Source organism: Nocardioides sp. GCM10023255 (assembly GCF_042653125.1).
Classification (GTDB): domain Bacteria; phylum Actinomycetota; class Actinomycetes; order Propionibacteriales; family Nocardioidaceae; genus Nocardioides.
Genome location: NZ_JBHSHU010000001.1, coordinates 327,363 through 349,040 on the forward strand (window position 1 = coordinate 327,363; position 21,678 = coordinate 349,040).

The window sequence follows — 21,678 nt, forward strand, 5'->3', positions numbered from 1 at the left end:
GTCAGCCCAGCACGCTGAGCTGGTCGAGCCGCTCGAGGATCACGCCCTCGCGCAGCGCCCAAGGGCAGATCTCGAGCGCGTCGAGGCCGAAGATGTCCATCACGGCGTCGGCGACCAGGGCGCCCGGGACGATCTGGTGGGTGCGGCTCGGGGAGACCCCGGGCAGGTCCGCGAGCTCGTCCGGCGACATCGCGACCAGCTTGGGGATCCACTCCGTCATCGCGTCGCGCGGGAGGCTGCGCGGCACCAGCGGACCGTCGCCGGACGGCGCCGCGCCGCAGATCCGGGCCAGGGACCGGAACGTCTTCGAGGTGGCCGCCGCGTGGTCGGGGGCGCCCGCCCGGAGCAGGTGGCCGGCGTCACGGGCGATCTCCGCGCGGATCTGCTTGCGCAGCCCGCGGATCGCCTCGTCGTCCGGCGCGCCGCCGCCGAAGAACTGCCGGGCCAGCCGGGCAGCGCCCAGCGGCAGCGACCAGGCGACGTCGGGTGACTCGTCGGAGCCGCCCGCGATCTCGAGCGAGCCGCCGCCGATGTCGAAGACCGCCAGCCGCCCCGCCGACCAGCCGAACCAGCGGCGTACGGCGAGGAAGGTCAGCCGCGCCTCGTCCTCCCCCGAGAGCACCTCGATGCGCACCCCGGTGGTGTCGTGCACGTGGTCGAGCACCGCGTCGGAGTTGACAGAGTCACGGACCGCGGACGTCGCGAAGGCCAGCATGTCCTCGCAGCCCTTGTCCTCGGCGACCACCAGCGCCTCGCTGGTGAACGCCGCGAGCGCGTCGATGCCGGTCTGCGTGACGGCGCCCGACTCGTCGAGGTGCTCGGCCAGCCGCAGCGGCTCCTTGTAGGAGAACGCAGGCAGCGGCGCCGCACCGCCGTGGGCGTCCACCACGAGCAGGTGACCGGTGTTGGAACCGATGTCGAGGACGCCCAGACGCATGGCACCACGCTACCCGGCACGTAGTGTGGCCGCGTGCCAGAAGTCGACCTCGTTTTCCCCCGTGCGTACGTCGAGTTCGTCAACCCCGCCGACGAGTCCGAGGTCATGCGCTGCGACCTGACCTGGCTCACCTCCAGCTACATGTGCATCTTCGGCCAGGGCTGCCAGGGGATCTACGAGTCCGCCCCCGACACCGGCTGCTGCACGCTCGGCGCGCACTTCGCCGACCGGGACGACGAGCAGCGGGTCGCGGCGTACGTCGACCAGCTCGACGAGACCCAGTGGCAGTTCAAGCCCGCCGGCCGCAAGGTCAGGAAGTCGGACTGGATCGAGACCGACGAGGACGGCGAGCGCAAGACGCTGACGATCGAGGTCGACGGGCAGCAGGCCTGCGTGTTCCACAACCGGGCCGACTTCGCCCCGCCGGACGGCCCGGGCGGCGCCGGGTGCGCGCTGCACGGTCTCGCGCTCCAGCAGGGTCGCAACCCGCTGGAGACCAAGCCCGACGTGTGCTGGCAGCTGCCGATCCGGCGCACCTTCCGGGAGGTCGAGCGGCAGGACGGCACGACCTACACCGAGGTGTCGATCGGCGAGTACGACCGCCGCGGCTGGGGCCCGGGCGGGCACGACCTGGACTGGTACTGCTCCGGGAACACCGAGGCGCACGTCGCGGTGGAGCCGGTCTACGTCACCCACGAGCCGGAGCTGACCGAGCTCATGGGCAAGGCGGCGTACGACGAGCTGGTGCGGCACTGCGAGGCGCACGTGCGCTCTCGCTCGGCGCTCGCCCTGCACCCTGCGGATCCTCGCTGACGCGAGCGGCCGCCCCTCGTTGACGCGTGTCGCCGGGGCCGCTCAGGAACGTCTCAGGAAGTCTCGACGTCAAGAGACCACGACCCCGCTGCGCAGCGTCCCGGACGCGTTGTCGAGAATGCTTGACATGCGCCTGGACCATCTTTCTTACGCAGCAGGACCGGATGGCCTCGCCGGCACCGCCCAGCGCATCGGGGGACTGCTCGGCCGGGAGTTCATCGACGGAGGCGTGCACCCACGCTTCGGGACCCGCAACATGATCATGCCGCTGGCTGACGGGACCTACATCGAGATCGTCGAGGTGCTCGACCACCCGGCGTCCGACAAGGCCCCGTTCGGCCAGGCCGTGCGCGCCCGCTCCGCCCTCGGTGGCGGCTGGCTCGGCTGGGTCGTCGCGGTCGACGACATCACCACCGTCGAGAAGCGCCTCGGCCGCGAGGCGGCCGTCGGCAGCCGGCACCGCCCCGACGGCACCGAGCTGCGCTGGCAGCAGATCGGCATCAACGGGCTGATCGCCGACCCCCAGCTGCCGTTCTTCATCGAGTGGGACTCCCCGCAGGAGCTGCACCCGAGCAACGGCGCGGACCCGGCGTACTCCTTGGCCTGCCTGGAGATCGCCGGCGACCCGCAGCGGGTGAGCGAGTGGCTCGGCGAGACCGTCGAGGCGCCGCTCGAGGACGTCAAGGTCGAGTGGGTCGCGCCGCACGGCACGCCCGGCATCATCGCCGCGCAGGTGCAGACGCCGCGCGGCCTGGTGCGTCTCTGACCCTCCCGTCGGGGGCGGTGCCGAGCCCGAACATCTGGCAGCACACCGCCACCTACGAGACCGAGAACCGCGCGGTCGATCCCGAGCGCCGGCTCGAGGCCGCCATGGCCTCCGTGCTGGGCGGCCCCGGCTGGTCCGGGCGCACGGTGCTCGACCTCGGCTGCGGGACGGGCTTCCACCTGCCGCGCTTCGCCGAGACCGCCGCGGCGGTCGTCGGGGTCGAGCCGCACCCCGACCTGCTCGCCCTGGCGCGCCGGCGTACGCGTCGGCTGACCTCCGTGTCCGTCCTGCAGGGCACGGCGCAGGCGGTGCCCCTGCCGGACGCCTCGGTGGACGTGGTGCACGCCCGGTGGGCCTACTTCTTCGGCCCGGGCTGCGAGCCCGGGCTCGCCGAGCTGGACCGGGTCGTACGCCGCGGCGGCACGGCGTTCGTGATCGACAACGACCCCACCCGCTCGACGTTCGGGGCGTGGTTCCGGCGCGGCTACCCCCACCTGCCCTCCCCCGAGGTGGTCGAGCGGTTCTGGTCGACGCGGGGCTGGACCCGGGTCCCGGTGGACATCCGCTGGTCGTTCGGCTCGAGGGCGGACCTGGAGAGCGTCGTCCGCATCGAGTTCGCGCGCGAGGTCGCCGACGAGGTGCTGGCCGGGCACGAGGGCACCGAGGTCGACTACGCGGTCAACCTGTGGTGGAAGCGCTTCTGACCAAGGGTTGTCAGCCACTTCCTGTGCTTGTCAGGCAGTGCAACGGCCGACAAGCACAGGAGTCACCGGCCAGCCGGTGACCCCTGCCAGGCGGTGACTCCTGCCAGGCGGTGAGTCCTCAGCTCGACCCGCGCACCGCGAGCGTCGGCGTCAGCAGCACTCCCGAGCTGGTGCGGTGCGAGTGCACGAGCAGCCCTTCGAGGGCCTTGACGACCTCGACGGCCACGTCCTCCAGCGGCTGGCGCACCGAGGTCAGCCCCGGCGGCACCACCTGGGCCACCTGGGAGTCGTCGAACCCGACGACGGCGATGTCGCGCCCGGGGACCAGGCCCCGCTCGGCCAGCGTGTGCAGCACCCCCATCGCCAGGGTGTCCGAGGCGCACACGAAGGCGCTGGGCTGCGCCTCGTCGAGGAGCACCGCGCTCGCCTCCCGGCCGCTGGCCACGGTGTCCTCCACCCGCGACGCCAGACCCGTGGTGGGCAGGTCCCGCGAGCGCAGGGCCCGGCTCCACCCCGAGCGCCGGTCCTCGCCGATCCGCGAGTCCTTGCGCCACCCGATCCACGCGATCCGCCGGTGTCCCCGGTCGAGCAGGTGGGTGGTGGCCAGGTCGGCGCCCGCCGCACCGTCGACGTCCACCCACGGGTGGGTGGCGTCGGGGTTGTCCCACGGACGGCCGAACGCGACGAAGGGCGCCCGCCGGGACTCCAGCCAGGCCGCCTGGGGGTTGCCCAGGTAGGTGTCGGTGACCACGAAGGCGTCGACCGCGGTCGAGCGCAGCAGGTCGTCGTACCCGTCGAGCGGGTCGCGGTGGCTGCCGGCGAACAGCAGCACGTGGTAGCCCGCCTCGCCCGAGGTCTCCACCAGCGAGTGGACGAAGCGGTCCATGGTGGCGTTGGCGGTGCCCTCCTGCGCGGGGTTGATCCGCATCCCGATCAGGTGCGAAGCCCTGGTCCGCAGGTTCCGGGCGGCGCGGTTGGGCGAGTAGCCCAGCTCGTCGATCGCCTCCTGGACCCGGACGAGGGTGTCGCTGCGCAGCAGGTCGGGGTTGTTGACGGCGTTCGAGACGGTCTGGCGCGAGACCCCAGCGCGCTCGGCCACGTCGGCGAGCGTCGGCGGCGGCGCAGGGATGCGCCCCAGGCTCCTCGTCATCCGACCGTCCTCCCGCACGTCGCGTCCGCCCCCCGGACTGGAACGTTCCAAGCGGATCATAACCAGACCGGCCGCCGGTTCACCCGTACGTGTGCAGCAGCCCTGTCGGTGCCGTGCCCTAGCGTTCCCGCCATGCCGAAGCCGCCGCGTCCGACCTTCCGTTGCACCGAGTGCGGGTGGGAGACCTCGAAGTGGGTCGGCCGCTGCGGCGAGTGCCAGGCCTGGGGGTCGGTGGCGGAGGCCGCCGCCGTCCCCTCGACCCGCGCGGCCGCGACCCCGGTGACCCGTCCGGCAGTGCCCATCGGGCAGGTCTCGGTGGAGGACTCCACGTTCCGCTCCAGCGGGGTGCCCGAGCTCGACCGGGTCCTCGGCGGCGGCCTGGTCCCGGGTGCCGCGATCCTGCTCGCCGGCGAGCCCGGCGTCGGCAAGAGCACGCTGCTGCTGGAGGTGGCCGCCCAGACCGCGCGCTACCAGCGTCGCACCCTCTACGTCACCGGCGAGGAGTCCGCCTCGCAGGTCCGGCTCCGCGCCGACCGCACGGGCGGCGTCCACGACGAGCTGTTCCTGGCCGCCGAGACCGACCTCGGGGCCGTGCTCACCCACATCGAGCAGGTGCGCCCGACCCTGCTGGTCGTCGACTCCATCCAGACCATCGGCGCACCCGGGGTCGACGGGGTCCCCGGCGGGGTCACCCAGGTCAAGGAGGTGGCCGCCGCCCTGGTGCGGGTGGCCAAGACCCGCAACATCACGACCGTCATCGTGGGCCACGTGACCAAGGACGGCTCCATCGCCGGGCCGCGGGTGCTCGAGCACGTCGTCGACGTCGTGCTCCACTTCGAGGGCGACCGCAACTCCCGGCTCCGGATGGTCCGCGCCATGAAGAACCGCTTCGGCCCGGTCGACGAGGTCGGCTGCTTCGACCTGTCCAACGACGGCATCAGCGCGGTCACCGACCCCACCGGGCTCTTCGTGGAGAACCACCACGCCCGCGTGCCCGGGACCTGCGTCGCCGTGTCGATGGAGGGGCGCCGCCCGATGCTCGCCGAGGTCCAGGCCCTCGTCACCCCCACCGCCAGCGAGCGACCGCGCCGCACCACCTCGGGTCTGGACGGGTCCCGGGTGGCGATGGTGCTCGCGGTGCTGCAGCAGCACTGCGGGATCCGGCTGCACTCGCACGACGTGTTCGCCTCCACCGTGGGCGGGGCCCGGATCGCCGAGCCGGCCAGCGACCTGGCGGTCGCGATCGCCATCGCCTCCGCGACCAGCGGTCAAGCGGCCCCGAAGGGGATGGTCGCCATGGGCGAGATCGGCCTGGCCGGGGAGCTGCGACGGGTCCGCGACCTGCCGCAGCGCATCGCCGAGGCGGCCCGGCTCGGGTTCCGGGTGGCGGTGGTGCCCGAGGAGCCGCCCGCGGACGGCATCCCCCGGATCGCGGAGGCCCGGATCGCCACCCGGGTGGTCGACGGGCTGCGCGTGGTCTCCGTGCCCGACATCGCGGCCGCGCTCCGGCTCCTCGACAACGCCACGAACGCGACCGGCCCCCGTCGGGTCTGAGGCCGGTCCGAGGCCGCCCTCGGCGCGTCGACCACGCGCCCCGGTCCGGCGACACGCCCGGACGCCCTAGACTGGCCACGCGGCCGACGTACGCCGCAGCCGGAAACGGAGGGAACGGCGTGGTGGGCACCGACCGCTCGGACGACACGTTGCGCCTGCGCGCAGCGCTCGCATCCATCGCCCCCGGCACCGCCCTGCGCGACGGTCTCGAGCGGATCCTGCGCGGCCGCACCGGCGCCCTGATCGTGCTCGGCCACGACAAGACCGTGGAGTCGATCTCCACCGGTGGGTTCACCCTCGACGTGCCGTTCACCGCCACCGGCCTGCGCGAGCTGGCCAAGATGGACGGCGCGATCATCCTCGACAAGGACGTCACCCGCATCTTCCGGGCCGCGGTGCACCTGATGCCCGACCACACGATCCCCTCCGAGGAGACCGGCACCCGGCACCGCACCGCCGACCGGGTCGCGCGGCAGACCGGCTACCCCGTCATCTCGGTGTCGCAGTCGATGCAGATCATCGCGGCGTACGTCGGGGAGACCCGCCACGTCCTCGAGGACTCCGGCCAGATCCTGTCGCGTGCCAACCAGGCGCTGGCCACCCTGGAGCGCTACAAGCTGCGGCTCGACGAGGTGGCCAGCACCCTCTCCGCCCTCGAGATCGAGGACCTGGTCACGGTCCGGGACGTCGCCGTCGTCGCCCAGCGCCTGGAGATGGTCACCCGGATCGCCCGCGAGATCGAGGACTACGTCCTCGAGCTCGGCACCGACGGACGCCTGCTGTCGCTGCAGCTGGAGGAGCTGATCACCGGCGTCGACGCCGAGCGCGAGCTGGTCATCCGCGACTACCTGCCGGCCGGCCGGCGCACCAAGACCCCCGAGGCGCTGCTGACCCGGCTCGAGTCGCTCTCCCCCACCGAGCTGGTCGACCCGGCGGCTGCCGCGAAGGCCCTCGGCCTCGGCACCGGCGAGCACCTCGACGGCGCGGTCGCACCGCGTGGCTACCGGCTGCTGGCCAAGGTGCCGCGGCTGCCCTCGTCGGTCGTCGACCGCCTCGTCGACCACTTCGGGACGCTGCAGAAGCTGCTCTCGGCGGGCATCGACGACCTGCAGGCGGTCGAGGGCGTCGGCGAGCTGCGCGCCCGCAGCGTCCGCGAGGGACTCTCCCGGCTCGCGGAGTCGACCATCCTCGAGCGCTACGTCTGACCGCTCACCGCGAGCAACAGCGCGTCAGTGCGCCGAGCCCGACGGCGAGGCCACGGGGCGGCCCGAGTTCTTGGCCTGGTGCGGGGTGGGCGTCCGGGTGATGACGGGCGCCGTCGGCGTCTCGAGCTCGAACTGCACCTCGTCGGGCTCACCGGCCAGCGCCGCGGCCTCGACGTGGTAGAAGCCGGGCAGCGCCCACTCGGTGAGCCGGGAGCACTCGTCGTCGGACCGCTTGCCGTTCCAGGTCACCGCGACGCGGGCCGAGGTGTCCCGCCGGACCACCAGGTCGTTGGTGGGGATCGCACGCGGGCACTGGCGGCTGGTCCAGATGTCGTCCTTGCCGGACCAGATCTTGAGGGTCAGCGAGTTCCGCGACGCCTGCCACGTGCAGGCCTCGGACTCGATGGTGCGCAGCTCGAGGACGATGGTCACGTCGCGTCCGGCGACCGCGTCCTCCACGTCGGGGGTCACCGCGATGTCGGAGTCGGCGCAGGGCCCGTCGGGCTCGGCGAGCACCGGCGCCTTCGAGCTGTGGTGCTTGCCGGGCTTGCCCGTGCTGCCGCCGGTGCTGCCGTCCGAGGCGGTCGAGGTGGCCGTCCCGGTCGGGTCGGTGGCCGCGGTCGTCCGGTCGGCGGCGACCTGGGCGGCCTCGTCGGCGTCGGAGGACGCGTCGCTCCCGGCACCCAGCAGCCTCGCGAACGCGAACACCAGCAGCAGGGCCGTGCCGAGCACGAGGAGGCGGCGCCGCCAGTACACGCGGGCCGGGAGCGGACCACGGGTGAAGGACATGGGCGCAACGCTATGCGGCGCGCGGCCCCGCTTCACGGTGCCACACCGAGGTCACCCGGACCCGCCCCACGCGACGGGTCGCGGACCGCTCACAATGGCGGCGATGAGCGCGCTGCACGAACCGATCCTCGACTGGTACGACCACCACGCCCGCGAGCTGCCCTGGCGTGAGGCCACCGCGTCGCCGTGGTCGGTGATGGTCTCGGAGTTCATGCTCCAGCAGACGCCCGTGGCCCGGGTGCTGCCGGTCCACCAGGCCTGGCTGGAGCGCTGGCCCACACCCGCCGCGCTCGCGTCGGAGCCCACCGGTGAGGCGGTGCGGGCCTGGGGCCGGCTGGGGTACCCGCGCCGAGCGCTGCGGCTGCACGCCGCCGCCACCGCCATCGTCGAGCACCACGAGGGCGCGGTCCCGGCGGACTACGACGCCCTGCGCGCGCTGCCCGGTATCGGGGACTACACGGCGGCCGCCATCGCGACGTTCGCGCACGGCCGCCGGCACGTCGTGCTCGACACCAACGTCCGCCGGGTGCTGGCCCGGGCGGTCAGCGGTGTCGAGTTCCCCGCCGCGAGCGTGACCAAGGCCGAGCGCACCCTCGCGGCCGACCTGCTCCCCGAGGACGAGCCCACCGCCGCGACGTGGTCGGTCGCCGTCATGGAGCTCGGCGCCCTGGTCTGCACCGCGACCAACCCGCGGTGCGGCGCCTGCCCGGTCGCCGACCTGTGCGCGTGGCGCGCGGCCGGCCACCCGGCGTACGACGGGCCGCCGCGGAAGGTGCAGGCCTGGGCCGGGACCGACCGTCAGTGCCGGGGCCGGCTGCTCGCGGTGCTGCGCGAGGCCGAGGGCGAGGTCGCCCAGGCCCGCCTGGACGCCGCCTGGTCCGAGGAGCTGCAGCGGGCACGCTGCCTGGCCGGCCTCGTCGAGGACGGCCTGGTCGTGCGCACCGGCCGGGGCACCTACGCCCTCCCCTGACCAGGGACGTCATACGAACAGGTCGCCGAGGCAGCCGGGCCGCATGACGTCCGCCGGAACGTCATCCGGCCCGGTCGCAGGAGCGACCGGGCCGGATGACGTTGCAGGCTGAGCGGGGAACGGTCAGTCGTTGTCGGGCGACTTCGGGACGTCGATCGGGCCGGGCTCGTCACCTTCGTCCGTCGCGCCCTCGCCACCGGTGAGCTCGACGCCGGCGGTCTCGAACGGCGGCAGGTCCGGCAGCGCGCCGACCTTCTGACCCTTGAAGGTGAAGGTCGCGGTGGGACCCTCGCCCTCGACGTCCACGAGCACGATCTGGCCGGGGCCGACCTCGCCGTAGAGCATCTTCTCGGCGAGGGTATCCTCGATCTCACGCTGGACCGTGCGACGCAGCGGCCGCGCGCCCAGCACCGGGTCGAAGCCCCGCTGCGCGAGCAGGTTCTTCGCGGGCTGGGTCAGCTCGAGCTGCATGTCGCGGTCCTTGAGGCGCTTCTCGACCGCCGCGATCATGTTGTCCACCATCGAGATGATCTGCTCCTGCGACAGCGGCGGGAACACGATGATCTCGTCGACACGGTTGAGGAACTCGGGACGGAAGTGCTGCTTGAGCTCCTCCGACACCTTGGCCTTCATCCGGTCGTAGGACCCCGCCGCGTCGCCGCTCTGCTGGAAGCCGAGGTTGACGCCCTTGGCGATGTCGCGGGTGCCGAGGTTGGTGGTCATGATGATGACGGTGTTCTTGAAGTCGACCACCCGGCCCTGGGAGTCGGTCAGGCGACCCTCCTCCAGGATCTGCAGCAGGCTGTTGAAGATGTCGGGGTGCGCCTTCTCGACCTCGTCGAACAGCACGACCGAGAACGGCTTGCGCCGCACCTTCTCGGTCAGCTGGCCACCCTCTTCGTAGCCGACGTAGCCGGGGGGCGAGCCGAAGAGCCGCGAGACCGTGTGCTTCTCGCCGAACTCGCTCATGTCGAGCTGGATCAGCGCGTCCTCGTCGCCGAAGAGGAACTCCGCGAGCGTCTTGGACAGCCAGGTCTTACCGACACCGGACGGGCCGGCGAAGATGAACGAGCCACCGGGACGCTTGGGGTCCTTCAGGCCGGCGCGGGTACGACGGATGGCCCGCGAGAGGGCCTTGACGGCCTCCTCCTGGCCGATGACGCGCTTGTGCAGCTCGTCCTCCATCTTGAGCAGCCGGGTGGACTCCTCCTCGGACAGCTTCACGATCGGGATGCCGGTCGCCACGGCGAGCACCTCGGCGATCAGCTCCTCGTCGACCTCCGCGACCTCGTCCATGTCGCCCGCGCGCCACTGCTTCTCGCGCTCGGCCTTCTTCAGGATCAGCTGCTTCTCCTCGTCGCGCAGGCGCGCGGCCGCCTCGAAGTCCTGCCCGTCGATCGCGGCCTCCTTGCGCTGGCGCACGTCGCCGATCTTGTCGTCGTACTCGCGCAGGTCGGCGGGGGCGGTCATCCGGCGGATGCGCAGCCGGGAGCCGGCCTCGTCGATGAGGTCGATGGCCTTGTCCGGCAGGAACCGGTCGGAGATGTAGCGGTCGGCCAGCGTCGCCGCCGAGACCAGGGCCTCGTCGGTGATGGTGACCCGGTGGTGCGCCTCGTAGCGGTCGCGCAGGCCCTTGAGCATCTCGATGGTGTGCGCGATCGAGGGCTCGGCGACCTGGATCGGCTGGAAGCGGCGCTCGAGCGCGGCGTCCTTCTCGAGGTACTTGCGGTACTCGTCGAGCGTGGTCGCACCGATGGTCTGCAGCTCGCCGCGGGCCAGCATCGGCTTGAGGATGCTGGCGGCGTCGATGGCACCCTCGGCCGCGCCGGCACCGACGAGGGTGTGGATCTCGTCGATGAACAGCACGATGTCGCCGCGGGTGCGGATCTCCTTGAGCACCTTCTTCAGGCGCTCCTCGAAGTCACCGCGGTAACGGGAGCCGGCCACCAGGGCGCCGAGGTCGAGCGTGTAGATCTGCTTGTCCTTCAGCGTCTCGGGCACGTTGCCCTTGACGATGTCCTGGGCCAGGCCCTCGACGATCGTCGTCTTGCCGACGCCGGGCTCACCGATGAGGACCGGGTTGTTCTTCGTCCGGCGGGACAGGATCTGCATGACCCGCTCGATCTCCTGCTCCCGGCCGATGACCGGGTCGAGCTTGCCCTCGCGGGCGTCCTGGGTCAGGTTGCGGCCGAACTGGTCGAGGACCAGCGACGACGAGGGCGCGTCGCTGGTCGAGCCGCTCGCGGCGGCGCCCGACGACGCGGACTCCTTGCCCTGGAAGCCCGACAGCAGCTGGATGACCTGCTGGCGGACGCGGTTGAGGTCCGCGCCGAGCTTCTGCAGCACCTGGGCGGCGACGCCCTCGCCCTCCCGGATCAGGCCGAGCAGGATGTGCTCGGTCCCGATGTAGGAGTGGCCGAGCTGCAGCGCCTCGCGCAGGGACAGCTCGAGGACCTTCTTGGCACGCGGCGTGAACGGGATGTGACCGCTCGGCGCCTGCTGACCCTGGCCGATGATCTCCTCGACCTGGGCGCGGACGGCTTCGAGCGAGATGTCGAGGCTCTCGAGCGCCTTGGCGGCGACGCCCTCCCCCTCGTGGATCAGGCCGAGCAGGATGTGCTCCGTGCCGATGTAGTTGTGGGAGAGCATGCGGGCCTCTTCCTGGGCCAGCACGACCACCCGGCGGGCTCGGTCTGTGAACCGCTCGAACATCTGCAACTCTCCTCAGGAGCTCGGGGCCGTCCCGCTCGTGGATCGACGGGACCGGACATGAGAACTAACCCCGACGACAGCCTACGCGTTCCCGGATGCGCGCGGTCTCCGCTCCGCTCAGAGCGAACAGGACAGGCCGGACGGGCGCAGGTCGGCCGCCGACGAGGGCCCGACACGCGCCGGGTCGGCGCTCCTCGACACACAGCGGTGTCCACGAGCGCCGACTCGGCGTGCGGGTGGGTCGGTCAGTGCGCGGCGTCGTACGCCTCACGCACCTCCGCGGAGACCCGACCGCGGTCGGGCACGTCGTACCCGTTCGAGCGGGCCCAGTCCCGGATCTCCTTGGCGCTCGGGCCGCCGGTGGCAGCCGCGCCGGCGCGACGAGCGCCACCGCGCCGGGAGGCGGAGCCGACCTTGCGGGCGTGCCCCACGAACTCCGCCAGGGCGTCGCGCAGGCGGGCGGCGTTCTCGTCGTTGAGGTCCATCTCGTACGACGTGCCGTCCAGGCCGAAGGAAACCGTCTCGGTCGCTTCGCTTCCGTCGATGTCGTCGACCAGCACGATGTTGACCTTCTGCGCCATTTCTTCCTCAATTCAATTTCGCACGAAAGGAATTGCCGTCATTAACGGCGCGACAAAGTGTGCCAGATAATCGAGTATTTCCCAATTGAGGAGGAGTTGATCCGAGTTCACGGCGAGTTCGGGTCAGGAATTGTCGAAAGGTCGTGAATTCTCCTCGTCGCACGCCGCGGTCGTGCCCGGCGCCTGGGCGCAGACCCGGCCCTCGCGCAGCCGCAGGGTGAGCTCGAGCGGGCCGGTCGACCGCATCTCGACGTCGAGCCGGTCGGCCAGCCGGAGGGCGGTGTCGAGGACCATCCCGTGCACGGCCGCCGCCGCGAGGGAGTACTGCTCGGGGTCGGTGGTCCCCTCGATGCGCAGCGTCCCGCCCCGGACCGCGACGCTGACGTCGCGCAGGCCGTCGATCTCGGCGAGCATGCGCTCCCGCAGGTCGGTGAGCGCCTGCTCGCACTCGGCGGGTGAGCACTCCTTGAAGTACGGGTTGGAGAGGTCCTCGGTCTGCCGGCCGACGTACTCGGTGTCGACCACCGGGTCCGCCCTGACCGTCGCGGTCGCCGTCGAGGGCTCGTGGTCGGGCCAGGCGTCGAGCTCGGCCAGGACGTCGAGGGCGACCTGCCGGGCCTGGCGGTCGTCCCGCACCGAGGCCTGCACGGTGGCGGTGCTGGCGGCCCCCTTGTCGAGGCCGTAGGTCCGGGCCACGCTCTCGACGCCGGTCACCCGGTCCAGCCCGGCGATGGCGTCGTAGCGGTCCCGGGCGTCGTCGGTGCAGGTCCGGCCGGGGCAGGCGGCCTGGTCCTGAAGGGCCTTCGTCGGGTTGCTGCACGCACCGAGGGCGAGGACGCAGCCGAGGACTGGGAGGAGGGACCTCATGGCACCAGACTGCCGATCGGCAGCCCGGCCGGCCGCACCTGGTCCCCCTGCTGGGTCTGGAAGGAGGTCGAGCTCGAGGTCGTCCCGTCGAGGAAGCCCTGCTGCTGCAACGACTCCACGAAGTGCTGGACCGACGGGTCGTCGCTGGCGTCGACCGCGCCGGCGATCTGGCTGTAGGTGGACAGGGAGTGGTTCTGCCCGGGCCCGGCGCCGAAGCTGCCGCTGTGGAGATCGGCCTGCACGGTCGTGTGGTGGGCCGTCGCCGGGTTGGCCTCGCCGTCGAGCAACGGCACCACGTCGCCGGTGTTCTCCAGGCTGAGGACCTGCACGTGGTCGGGGATCCCGGACGTGGCGACCGGGGACCCGGCGGTGACGACGTGCGTGACGTGGTACTCGAAGTCGGGGTCGCCGGCCAGCGCCGCGGCCTGCATGCCGCCCTGGGAGTGGCCCACCAGCATCACCGGGGCGTCGTGCGGCACGTGGGCGGCCTCCATGGCCTGGCGGATCGCATCGGCGTAGGCCGTGGAGTCGCCCGCGATGAGGTCGAGGTTGGAGCCCATGTTGCGGATCGCGTGCTCGTCGAGGAACTCGTCGGTCCCCGGCAGCTGGACGATGTAGCGCACCGAGCCGTCGGGGCCCACCACCTGCTGGACGTTGATGACCCCGTGGGGGGTGCCGGTGGCCACGACGCCCAGGTCGTCGACGACGTCCTGCACGTCGTGGGGTGCGTCGATGGCGTCCTGGAACTCCGTGGACGGGTAGTCGTCGTTCAGGTCACCGGCGTGGTCGCCGAAGAGCAGGTCACCCAGGTCGTCGGCCGCCGACCCCGTGTCGGGGTGGAAGCCGTCGAGGCCCAGCAGGTCCATCAGCGGGGCGGTGAGCGGGTTGACCGACATGCCGTCGAGGAGGCCGCCGCCGCCGTTGACCAGTGTCTGGGCGATCTCGGGGTGGTCCTCGAGGAAGGCGATCATCTCCTCGTTGCTCACGCCGGAGAGGTGCAGGCCGCCGTAGACGATGCCGCCGAGCACCAGGACGCCCGGCAGGTCGACGCCGACGACGAAGCCCAGCCCGTAGGACAGCGCCTCGATCACTCCGTGCCGCAGCTCGTCGGCGCTGCGGTAGACCTCGACGACCGCCACGAAGCAGAAGCTCTCGGCCTCGATCACGAGCGCCCTGGCCACCAGCCCGCGGGGACCGTACGTCGCGTCGACGATGGCCCCCTCGGCGGCGGCGAACGTGCCGGGCGAGAGGATCGCGGAGGCCAGCAGGTCGCCGTCGGCCGCCTCGAGCTTGTCGTCCCAGGCCGCCTCGAGCAGCCACGCGCCCGTGTCGCCGTAGAGCCGGCCGAGGCGCTCGATGTCGTCGTAGCGCGCGTCGATGCCGCCGGCACCCCCGCTCACCGTGACGTCGGGCGTGCTCATGCGGCCACCTCCGTCACCGCGGCGACGGCGGGCCGGCTGAGCAGCCCGAGGTCGTGGGCGTCACGGCGGCGCAGCACCGCCGTGGCGTCGCGGCCGGGTCGCAGCTCGTGCCAGCCGTCGTCGAGCAGGAGCCACGAGGCGACCGCCGGGTCGGCGTCCTCGCGGTCGCGGCGCCGGGTGGCCATCCGCAGCCGTCCGCGGGTGGCGGTGCCGAGGGTGCTGAGCAGCCTCAGCACCTCGTCGGGGTCGGCGGCGCGGACCGCCCGCGCGTCGCCGAGCCGGACGCGGCCGGCGTACGTCGCCGCGAGCGCGGGAACCAGGTCGGCTCGCCGCTCGCGGTGGGCCTTCTCGCTGCCGGCGAGCAGCTCGCTCGGGAGCGACACGAAGTCGGGGAGCGCGAGCGGCGCCGGGCGCGGCACCCACGGCTCGACGGACACGGCGCGGGTGACCTGCGAGACCCACAGCGCGGGCGCGAACCACGCCAGCTCGTGCTCGAGCCCGTCGGTGGTCGAGAGCTGGGCGACCGTCGAGGGGGCGGCCCCGAACCACGAGCGCAGGCGGAGGTCTCCCTCCGCGCGGACCAGGGCCACGTCGAGGAGCGCCCCCAGCGGGCCCGCGGCGAGCACGGACAGCGCGGCCACGACGCCGACGTCGACGGTGTCGCCCCCGAGCAGGCCCCGGGCGGTCAACGACGCCCGCGCCCCGTCGGGCCCGTCGTCCTCGACCCGGGCGAGCGCCGCCGCGAGGACCGCGCGGGCCTCGCTGGCGGGGGTGCCGGCCAACCGGTCGCTGAACCGGTCCTCGCGCATGAGGCGGTCGGTGCGGACCGGGAGGGGCAGGTCGGCGATCCGGGCCGCCAGGACGAGCTCGTCGAGGCGGAGGGTGACCCGGAACGGCACCAGCGGGACGTCGGGGCCGGGCGCTGCCGGCCGGACCCGCACGACCGGGCTCACAGCCGGATCCCCGGGACGACGTCGGGCATGTCGAGCCAGTCCCTGTGGCCCGGTGGCGGGGTGTCGAGGTTCGCCAGCCGCCGGTCGGACTCCTCACCCGGGGTGAGGGCGTCCTTGATGCCGTGGGCGAGGTCGGACAGCGCCCCCTGCAGCCGGTCGAGGGCGCCGCTGATGATCGAGCGCACCTGCCGTTCGATGCTGGCGATGAGGTCGAGCAGCCGCTGCACCTCGGCCGCGTGCTCGCGGACCTTCTGCGCGGCCTCGTCGTACTCGCGGGCGACGCCGCGGAGCTCGTCGCGACGCAGCCGCGCCTGCTCCCGCATCCGGTCCGCGGCCACGGAGGTCCAGCCGACCTCCTGGCTCGCCTCGTGCAGCTCGTCGGCCTCGGTCCTGAGCTGGTCGGCCCGTCTCTCGAGGCGGGCGGCCACCTCCCGGATCCTGCTGGGTTCCCCGTACATACGTGCTCCTGTGCATGGTCTGCGTCACAGGAGCAATGCCCGCCCGGCCACCCGTCCGAAACCACCCGGTCCAGGGCTGTGGACGCACGGGTCACACGAGACCGCGGCCGGCGTCAGCGGTTGCGCTCGAAGACGAGCTCCAGGCCGCGGAGGGTGAGCCAGGGGACGTGCTCGTCGAAGCAGCGGCACTCGCCGATCACCAGCGGCGCGAGGTAGCCGGTCGCGATGACGCGGACGTCGGCCGGCTCGGCCCCGAGCTCGGCGATCATCCGCGCGACGACCCCCTCGACCTGGCTGGCGACGCCGAAGACCATGCCGGACTGCAGCGCCTCGACGGTGTTCTTGGCGATCACCGCGCGGGGGCGCAGCAGCTCGACCTTGCGCAGCTGGGCACCCCGGCGACCGAGCGCCTCCAGGGAGATCTCGATGCCGGGCGCGATGGCCCCGCCGACGTACTGACCGCGCTCGCTGACCACGTCGAAGGTGGTGGCGGTGCCCCCGAAGTCGACCACGATGGCGGGCCCGCCGTAGTCCGTGGCGGCCGCGAGGGCGTTGATGATGCGGTCCGAGCCGACCTCGCGCGGGTTGTCCATCAGCACCGGGACCCCGGTCCGCACCCCGGGCTCGACCACGACGCTGGACACGTCGGGGAAGTGGCCGGCCAGCATCTCGCGCCACTCGTGCAGCACCGCCGGGACCGTCGAGCAGACCGCGATCCCGTCGATCCGCGCGAGGTCGTCGTCGAGCAGGCCCTTGAGGACGACCGACCAGTCGTCGGAGGTACGCCGCTCCTCGGTGGCGATCCGCCAGTCGGCCACGACCACGCCGTCCTCGATGATGCCGAGGACGGTGTGGCTGTTGCCGATGTCGGCCGCCAGGAGCGCCACGCGGTCTATGCCTCCTGGAGGTCCATGCCGAGGTCGAGGACCACGACCGAGTGGGTGAGCGCGCCGACCGAGATGAAGTCAACGCCGGTCTCGGCCACCTCCCGCGCCCGGGTGATCGTGAGCCCGCCGCTGGCCTCCAGGGTGACCCGACCGGAGGCCCCCGCCCGCTCCACCAGCCGCACCGCCTCGGCCATGGTCGCGGTGTCCATGTTGTCGAGCAGGATCCGCTCGCAGCCGACCTCGAGCAGCTCGCGCAGCTGGTCGAGGTCGGTGACCTCGACCTCCACCTCGAGGTGCGGGTACGCCGCCCGCACGGCGTGGAACGCGGGCACCACGCCGCCCGCGGCCACCACGTGGTTGTCCTTGACCATCGCCATGTCGGAGAGGCTGAACCGGTGGTTGACGCCGCCGCCGCAGCGCACGGCGTACTTCTGCAGGGCGCGGTAGCCCGGCAGCGTCTTGCGGGTGTCGAGGACCCGGGCGCGGGTCCCCTGCAGGGCCTCGACCCAGGCCGCGGTGGCGGTGGCCACCCCGGACAGGTGCGAGGCGTAGTTGAGTGCGGTGCGCTCCGCGGTGAGCAGGCCGCGGGTCGGCCCGGCGACCCGCATCACCACGTCGCCCGCCACCACGCGGGTGCCGTCGGGGAGCCGGTCGGTGACGGTGACCTCGTCGCCCATCACGTAGTGGAAGACCATCGCGGCGACCGGCAGGCCGGCCACGACACCGGGCTCCCGCGCGCCGAAGTCGGCGACGCCGCGGGCGTCGGCGGGGATCGTGGCGACGCTCGTGACGTCGTCGCCGGGGAGGTCCTCGGCGACGGCGGCCACGATCGCGTCGTAGACGGCCTTGGCGTCCAGGCCGGCGTCCTCCAGCTCGGCGAGCAGCGCGGGCGGCAGGGCGTCGTACGGCGTGCGGGCGGTCACGGCGGTTCTCCTCAGGCGGACTGGTCGGTGGCGGCGGCCGGGTGGAAGTCGAGCGTGGTCTCGCCGTCGGCCATCACGGCGTCGAGGTGTCCCGCCCAGCCGGCGTCGTCGCGGGCGGGGAAGTCCTCGCGCCAGTGCGAGCCCCGGGTCTCCTCGCGCAGCGCGGCGGCGCCCGCCAGCGCGACGCTGATCGTGAGCAGGTTGGTGGTCTCCCACGACTCCTGGTTGACCTCGTCGGCCCCGGCCCCGGCCAGCTTGTCGAGGAGCAGGGCCGCCTCGGCCAGCCCGTCGGCGCTGCGCAGCACGCCCACGCGGGAGGTCATCACCTCCTGCAGCTCGCGGCGCACCGAGCCGGGCACCAGGCCGGCCGTGCGGGTGTCGTCAGCAGGCTCGGCCCGGGGCCGCAGCTCCCCGGGCAGCACGCTCGCGATCCGCCGGGAGAAGACCAGCCCCTCGAGGAGGGAGTTCGAGGCGAGCCGGTTGGCGCCGTGCACGCCCGAGCACGCGACCTCCCCGGTGGCGTAGAGGCCGGGCACGCTGGTGCGGCCCCACAGGTCGGTGCGGACCCCGCCCGAGGCGTAGTGGCAGGCCGGCGCGACCGGGATCAGCTCGGTGACCGGGTCGACGCCGTGGGACCGTGCGGTGGCCAGGATGGTCGGGAACCGCCGCTCCCAGAACGCCGCGCCGAGGTGCCGCGCGTCCAGCCACATGTGCGGGTGGCCGGTCTCGTTCATCCGCCGGGTGATGGCCTTGGCGACCACGTCGCGCGGCGCGAGGTCGGCGAGTTCGTGCACGCCCTGCATGAACCGGTTGCCCTCGAAGTCCACCAGGAACGCACCCTCGCCGCGCACCGCCTCCGAGATCAGCGGCTGCTGTCCCCGCGACGCGGGACCGAGGTACATCACCGTCGGGTGGAACTGCACGAACTCGAGGTCGCGCAGCGCCGCACCGGCCCGCAGCGCGACCGCCATGCCGTCACCGGTCGCGACCGACGGGTTCGTGGTCTGGGAGAACACCTGGCCCAGGCCTCCGCTGGCGAGCACGACCGCGCGGCAGTGCACGGCGCCGACGCCGTCGCGCTGGCCCTCGCCCATCACGTGCAGCGTCAGGCCGGCGACGCCCCCCTCGGCGTCGAGCAGCAGGTCGACGGCCAGCGCGTGCTGGATCACCTCGATCTCCGGGGCCTGCTCGACGGCGGCGATGAGCGCGCGCTGGATCTCGGCGCCGGTGGCGTCGCCGCCCGCGTGGGCGATCCGGTCGCGGTGGTGGCCGCCCTCGCGGGTCAGCGACAGCACCCCGTCGGGGTCGTGGTCGAAGCGGGTGCCGAGCGCGATCAGCTCCCGGACCGCCTCGGGACCCTCGGTGACCAGGGCCCGGACGGCGTCGAGGTCGCACGCCCCGGCACCGGCGACGAGCGTGTCGTGCTCGTGCTGCGCGGGGGTGTCCTCGGGCCCGAGCGCCGCGGCGATGCCGCCCTGCGCCCACTGCGTGGAGCCGGCCGCCAGGACGTCCTTGGTGACGACGAGGACCTTGGCCACCCGGTCGCGCAGCCGCAGGGCGGCGGTGAGCCCGGCGATCCCGGAGCCGACGACCACCACGTCCGCGGTCGTGGTCCACCCGGGGGGCGGCGCGCTCAGGCGGCCGGGTACCCGGCGTACGGGGGCGTCGACCGCTCTGCCGTTCACGAGTGAAGGCTATCGGGCGGCGGTGAGGTCCCCCCGGACCAGACCGGAGCCGTCGAAGGTCTCGGCCGGGTCGCTGCCGGTCGCCAGCACGCGGTTGTCGGCGTCCACGAAGACCACGTGCGGCTGGTGCGTCTTCGCCTCGGCGGTCTCCATCTGGCCGTAGGCGATGAGGATCACCAGGTCACCGGGGTGCACCAGGCGGGCGGCGGCGCCGTTGATGCCGATCACCCCGGAGCCGCGCTCGCCGGCGATCGTGTACGTCTCCAGCCGGGCGCCGTTGGTGATGTCGACGACGTGCACCAGCTCCCCGGGCAGCAGGTCCGCGGCGTCGAGCAGGTCCTCGTCGACCGTCACCGAGCCGACGTAGTGCAGGTCGGCCTGGGTGACCGTGGCGCGGTGGATCTTGCTCTTCATCATGGTGCGGAGCATCAGGAGTCCTTCGGCTGGCGGCGCTCAGGGCCCGACCCGAGCGTGATGGGCATGTTGTCGATCAGGCGGGTGCCGCCGACGCGGGCCGCGATGAGGATGCGGGCCTCGGTGCCGGCGGGTACGTCGGCGGGCAGCTCGCCGAGCCCGGGGTCGGCGAGGGCGAGGTAGTCGAGGTCGACGCCGAGGGACCGGCGCAGCTCGGCACGCGCGGAGTCGAGCGCCACGTCGGGGCCGTACTCGGAGACCTCGCGGGCGGCGAGCAGGGTGCGGCTCAGCCCGACCGCCTGCTCACGCTGCTCCCCCTCGAGGTAGCGGTTGCGGCTGGACAGCGCGAGCCCGTCGACCTCGCGCTGCGTGGGCGCGCCGACGACCGTCACCCCCATGTTCAGGTCGAGCACCATCCGGCGGATCAGGACCAGCTGCTGGTAGTCCTTCTCACCGAAGACCGCCACGTCCGGACGGACGAGGCCGAAGAGCTTGGCGACGACGGTCAGCACGCCGCGGAAGTGACCGGGGCGGGTCGCGCCCTCGAAGACGTCGGCCAGCGGACCCGGCTCGACCGTGACCTGCGGGTCCCCGCCGGGGTAGACCTCCTCGACGGAGGGCGCGAAGACCACGTCGACCCCCTCGCGCTCGCAGACCTTCAGGTCCGCCTCGAGGGTGCGGGGGTAGCGGTCGAGGTCCTCGCCGGCGGCGAACTGCAGCGGGTTGACGAAGATCGAGACCACCACCGGCCCGTCCGGGACGTGCTCACGGGCGACCCGGACCAGGCTGGCGTGCCCCTCGTGCAGCGCCCCCATGGTGGGCACGAGGCCCACCCGGCGCCCCTCGGCACGCGCGGGCGCGAGCAGCGCGGCGAGCTCCTCGCGCGTGGTGGCGAGGACCGGCGTCCCGGTCACGGCAGCGTGATCCGGTTCCGGGCGGCGGGAGCCACGGCCTCGTCGAGCGCGAGCCGGATCGAGGCGGCCCGGATCGGCAGCACCCGTCCGTCGGTCACCGCCCGGTCGAGCGTGGCGCGGGCCAGGGCGACGTACGACGCGAGGGTCTGGGGCGCGTTGGCGCCGATGTCGGCCAGGTGGGCGCGCACCGTGTTGACGTCGCCGCGGACGATCGGGCCGGTCAGCGCGGCGTCGCCTTGCTGCAGGGCGTTGTCGAGGGCGGCGGTGAGCAGCGGGCGGAGCGTGCCGGCGGGGTCGTCGGCACCGGCGGCGGTGAGCATCTCCATCGCCTCGGTCACCAGGGTGACCAGGTGGTTGGCGCCGTGGGCGAGCGCGGCGTGGTAGAGCGTGCGCATCTCCTCGGGCACCCACATCGGCCGGCCGCCTAGGTCGGCGACCAGGCTCTCGGCCACGGCGCGCTCGCCGGCCGGAGCGGTGAGGCCGAAGACGCAGCCGGCGAGGCGCGGCAGGTCGACGGCGGTCCCGGTGAAGGTCATCGCGGGGTGCAGGGCGATCACCCGGGCCCCGACCGAGGCAGCGGGCTCCAGCACGGCCAGCCCGTGCCGGCCGGACGTGTGCACGACGTACTGGCCCTCGTGGATCGCGCCGCTGGCGGCCAGCATCGTCACGACGTTGGGCAGCATGTCGTCGGGGACCGTGAGCAGCAGCAGGTCGCAGGAGCGGGCGACCGCGGTCGGCTTCTCGTTGGCGGCGCCGGGCAGCAGCTCGGCGATGCGGAGCCGTGAGGCGTCGGACTCGCCGGCGGCGGCCACGACGTGGTGGCCGGCTCCGCCGAGAGCGGCTGCGAGGACGGCCCCGACGCGACCTGCGCCGACGACGCCCACCCGCAGGCGCACAGGTGCCTTCGTCATGGTGCGAACCTTTCGTTCCAGTCCCTCCGACCACCCCCGCGGGATCGTGCTCCGCGGAGGCCGG

General features: G+C 73.2%; 21 protein-coding genes. 6 read left to right on the forward strand and 15 right to left on the reverse strand.

All coding sequences use genetic code 11. The annotated features are described in order from the left end of the window. Nucleotide 1: 1 nt before the first annotated feature. Nucleotides 2-937, reverse strand: a complete 936-nt coding sequence (locus ACFO9I_RS01615) for a Ppx/GppA family phosphatase (RefSeq protein ID WP_379177138.1) — start codon at nucleotides 935-937, stop codon at nucleotides 2-4. 33 nt (nucleotides 938-970) lie between these two features. Between ACFO9I_RS01615 and ACFO9I_RS01620 the strand changes: the two genes are divergently transcribed. The 3 genes from ACFO9I_RS01620 to ACFO9I_RS01630 all read left to right on the forward strand — a co-directional run bounded on the left by ACFO9I_RS01620 (nucleotide 971) and on the right by ACFO9I_RS01630 (nucleotide 3,220). Continuing rightward, on the forward strand, nucleotides 971-1,750 hold the full coding sequence (locus ACFO9I_RS01620; RefSeq protein WP_379177140.1) for a hypothetical protein: 780 nt from the start codon (nucleotides 971-973) through the stop codon (nucleotides 1,748-1,750). Nucleotides 1,751-1,877: 127 nt separating this feature from the next. Continuing rightward, nucleotides 1,878-2,516: a VOC family protein gene (locus ACFO9I_RS01625; protein WP_379177142.1), complete on the forward strand. Its 639-nt coding sequence runs from the start codon at nucleotides 1,878-1,880 to the stop codon at nucleotides 2,514-2,516. A 17-nt stretch (nucleotides 2,517-2,533) separates the two neighbouring features. Then, nucleotides 2,534-3,220 carry a class I SAM-dependent methyltransferase gene (locus ACFO9I_RS01630; RefSeq protein WP_379177144.1) on the forward strand — a complete coding sequence of 229 codons (687 nt, stop codon included), beginning with the start codon at nucleotides 2,534-2,536 and terminating at the stop codon, nucleotides 3,218-3,220. A gap of 118 nt (nucleotides 3,221-3,338) precedes the next feature. Here ACFO9I_RS01630 and ACFO9I_RS01635 read toward each other — a convergent pair whose 3' ends face one another. Beyond that, the gene (locus tag ACFO9I_RS01635; RefSeq protein WP_379177146.1) at nucleotides 3,339-4,370 is read right to left on the reverse strand and encodes a LacI family DNA-binding transcriptional regulator; all 1,032 of its coding nucleotides are present in this window, start codon (nucleotides 4,368-4,370) and stop codon (nucleotides 3,339-3,341) included. Nucleotides 4,371-4,502: 132 nt separating this feature from the next. Here ACFO9I_RS01635 and radA point away from each other — a divergent pair, with 132 nt between their 5' ends. Together radA and disA are read left to right on the forward strand one after the other, a co-directional pair. Continuing rightward, on the forward strand, nucleotides 4,503-5,924 hold the full coding sequence (gene radA / locus ACFO9I_RS01640) for a DNA repair protein RadA (protein WP_379177147.1): 1,422 nt from the start codon (nucleotides 4,503-4,505) through the stop codon (nucleotides 5,922-5,924). A gap of 122 nt (nucleotides 5,925-6,046) precedes the next feature. Then, nucleotides 6,047-7,129 (forward strand): DNA integrity scanning diadenylate cyclase DisA, encoded by a 1,083-nt coding sequence (disA, locus tag ACFO9I_RS01645; RefSeq protein ID WP_379177382.1) that lies wholly within the window; start codon nucleotides 6,047-6,049, stop codon nucleotides 7,127-7,129. Between the two features lie 24 nt (nucleotides 7,130-7,153). Here the strand turns inward: disA and ACFO9I_RS01650 are convergent, their stop codons facing one another. Further along, nucleotides 7,154-7,918: a hypothetical protein gene (locus ACFO9I_RS01650; protein WP_379177149.1), complete on the reverse strand. Its 765-nt coding sequence runs from the start codon at nucleotides 7,916-7,918 to the stop codon at nucleotides 7,154-7,156. A 103-nt stretch (nucleotides 7,919-8,021) separates the two neighbouring features. Here ACFO9I_RS01650 and ACFO9I_RS01655 point away from each other — a divergent pair, with 103 nt between their 5' ends. Next, a complete protein-coding gene (locus tag ACFO9I_RS01655; RefSeq protein WP_379177151.1) occupies nucleotides 8,022-8,888 on the forward strand; it encodes an A/G-specific adenine glycosylase in 867 nt (288 codons plus the stop codon). A gap of 123 nt (nucleotides 8,889-9,011) precedes the next feature. On the opposite strand, the gene ACFO9I_RS01660 is transcribed toward ACFO9I_RS01655, so the two are convergent. From ACFO9I_RS01660 to ACFO9I_RS01715, 12 genes are all read right to left on the reverse strand, one after another. Beyond that, nucleotides 9,012-11,600: an ATP-dependent Clp protease ATP-binding subunit gene (locus ACFO9I_RS01660; RefSeq protein WP_379177153.1), complete on the reverse strand. Its 2,589-nt coding sequence runs from the start codon at nucleotides 11,598-11,600 to the stop codon at nucleotides 9,012-9,014. A gap of 245 nt (nucleotides 11,601-11,845) precedes the next feature. Continuing rightward, a complete protein-coding gene (locus tag ACFO9I_RS01665; protein ID WP_379177154.1) occupies nucleotides 11,846-12,181 on the reverse strand; it encodes a histone-like nucleoid-structuring protein Lsr2 in 336 nt (111 codons plus the stop codon). 123 nt (nucleotides 12,182-12,304) lie between these two features. Next, nucleotides 12,305-13,048: a hypothetical protein gene (locus ACFO9I_RS01670; protein WP_379177156.1), complete on the reverse strand. Its 744-nt coding sequence runs from the start codon at nucleotides 13,046-13,048 to the stop codon at nucleotides 12,305-12,307. Then, a complete protein-coding gene (locus tag ACFO9I_RS01675; RefSeq protein ID WP_379177158.1) occupies nucleotides 13,045-14,469 on the reverse strand; it encodes a hypothetical protein in 1,425 nt (474 codons plus the stop codon). The genes ACFO9I_RS01670 and ACFO9I_RS01675 overlap by 4 nt, the downstream gene beginning before the upstream one ends. After that, nucleotides 14,466-15,422: a hypothetical protein gene (locus ACFO9I_RS01680; RefSeq protein WP_379177160.1), complete on the reverse strand. Its 957-nt coding sequence runs from the start codon at nucleotides 15,420-15,422 to the stop codon at nucleotides 14,466-14,468. The genes ACFO9I_RS01675 and ACFO9I_RS01680 overlap by 4 nt, the downstream gene beginning before the upstream one ends. Continuing rightward, the gene (locus ACFO9I_RS01685) at nucleotides 15,419-15,880 is read right to left on the reverse strand and encodes a hypothetical protein (protein WP_379177162.1); all 462 of its coding nucleotides are present in this window, start codon (nucleotides 15,878-15,880) and stop codon (nucleotides 15,419-15,421) included. Before ACFO9I_RS01685 ends, ACFO9I_RS01680 begins: the two co-directional genes overlap by 4 nt. Before the next feature lie 113 nt (nucleotides 15,881-15,993). Further along, complete coding sequence (locus tag ACFO9I_RS01690; protein WP_379177164.1) at nucleotides 15,994-16,767, reverse strand: type III pantothenate kinase; 774 nt, start codon at nucleotides 16,765-16,767, stop codon at nucleotides 15,994-15,996. A 5-nt stretch (nucleotides 16,768-16,772) separates the two neighbouring features. Further along, the gene (nadC, locus tag ACFO9I_RS01695; RefSeq protein WP_379177166.1) at nucleotides 16,773-17,690 is read right to left on the reverse strand and encodes a carboxylating nicotinate-nucleotide diphosphorylase; all 918 of its coding nucleotides are present in this window, start codon (nucleotides 17,688-17,690) and stop codon (nucleotides 16,773-16,775) included. 11 nt (nucleotides 17,691-17,701) lie between these two features. Further along, nucleotides 17,702-19,375, reverse strand: coding sequence for an L-aspartate oxidase (locus ACFO9I_RS01700; RefSeq protein WP_379177168.1), 1,674 nt, complete (start codon nucleotides 19,373-19,375; stop codon nucleotides 17,702-17,704). A gap of 9 nt (nucleotides 19,376-19,384) precedes the next feature. Next, nucleotides 19,385-19,804, reverse strand: coding sequence for an aspartate 1-decarboxylase (gene panD, locus ACFO9I_RS01705; protein ID WP_379177170.1), 420 nt, complete (start codon nucleotides 19,802-19,804; stop codon nucleotides 19,385-19,387). Next, nucleotides 19,804-20,703, reverse strand: coding sequence for a pantoate--beta-alanine ligase (gene panC, locus ACFO9I_RS01710; protein WP_379177172.1), 900 nt, complete (start codon nucleotides 20,701-20,703; stop codon nucleotides 19,804-19,806). Before panC ends, panD begins: the two co-directional genes overlap by 1 nt. Beyond that, complete coding sequence (locus ACFO9I_RS01715; RefSeq protein WP_379177174.1) at nucleotides 20,700-21,614, reverse strand: Rossmann-like and DUF2520 domain-containing protein; 915 nt, start codon at nucleotides 21,612-21,614, stop codon at nucleotides 20,700-20,702. Before ACFO9I_RS01715 ends, panC begins: the two co-directional genes overlap by 4 nt. Between the last annotated feature and the right edge of the window lie 64 nt (nucleotides 21,615-21,678).

What these genes read in the sequence shown, in the direction of transcription:
- ACFO9I_RS01615 (WP_379177138.1), bottom strand. Translation starts at nt 937, where the DNA reads ATGCGTCTGGGCGTCCTCGACATCGGTTCCAACACCGGTCACCTGCTC.
- ACFO9I_RS01625 (WP_379177142.1), top strand. Translation starts at nt 1,878, where the DNA reads ATGCGCCTGGACCATCTTTCTTACGCAGCAGGACCGGATGGCCTCGCC.
- ACFO9I_RS01635 (WP_379177146.1), bottom strand. Translation starts at nt 4,370, where the DNA reads ATGACGAGGAGCCTGGGGCGCATCCCTGCGCCGCCGCCGACGCTCGCC.
- radA (WP_379177147.1), top strand. Translation starts at nt 4,503, where the DNA reads ATGCCGAAGCCGCCGCGTCCGACCTTCCGTTGCACCGAGTGCGGGTGG.
- ACFO9I_RS01650 (WP_379177149.1), bottom strand. Translation starts at nt 7,918, where the DNA reads ATGTCCTTCACCCGTGGTCCGCTCCCGGCCCGCGTGTACTGGCGGCGC.
- ACFO9I_RS01655 (WP_379177151.1), top strand. Translation starts at nt 8,022, where the DNA reads ATGAGCGCGCTGCACGAACCGATCCTCGACTGGTACGACCACCACGCC.
- ACFO9I_RS01660 (WP_379177153.1), bottom strand. Translation starts at nt 11,600, where the DNA reads ATGTTCGAGCGGTTCACAGACCGAGCCCGCCGGGTGGTCGTGCTGGCC.
- ACFO9I_RS01665 (WP_379177154.1), bottom strand. Translation starts at nt 12,181, where the DNA reads ATGGCGCAGAAGGTCAACATCGTGCTGGTCGACGACATCGACGGAAGC.
- ACFO9I_RS01670 (WP_379177156.1), bottom strand. Translation starts at nt 13,048, where the DNA reads ATGAGGTCCCTCCTCCCAGTCCTCGGCTGCGTCCTCGCCCTCGGTGCG.
- ACFO9I_RS01675 (WP_379177158.1), bottom strand. Translation starts at nt 14,469, where the DNA reads ATGAGCACGCCCGACGTCACGGTGAGCGGGGGTGCCGGCGGCATCGAC.
- ACFO9I_RS01685 (WP_379177162.1), bottom strand. Translation starts at nt 15,880, where the DNA reads ATGTACGGGGAACCCAGCAGGATCCGGGAGGTGGCCGCCCGCCTCGAG.
- panD (WP_379177170.1), bottom strand. Translation starts at nt 19,804, where the DNA reads ATGCTCCGCACCATGATGAAGAGCAAGATCCACCGCGCCACGGTCACC.
- ACFO9I_RS01715 (WP_379177174.1), bottom strand. Translation starts at nt 21,614, where the DNA reads ATGACGAAGGCACCTGTGCGCCTGCGGGTGGGCGTCGTCGGCGCAGGT.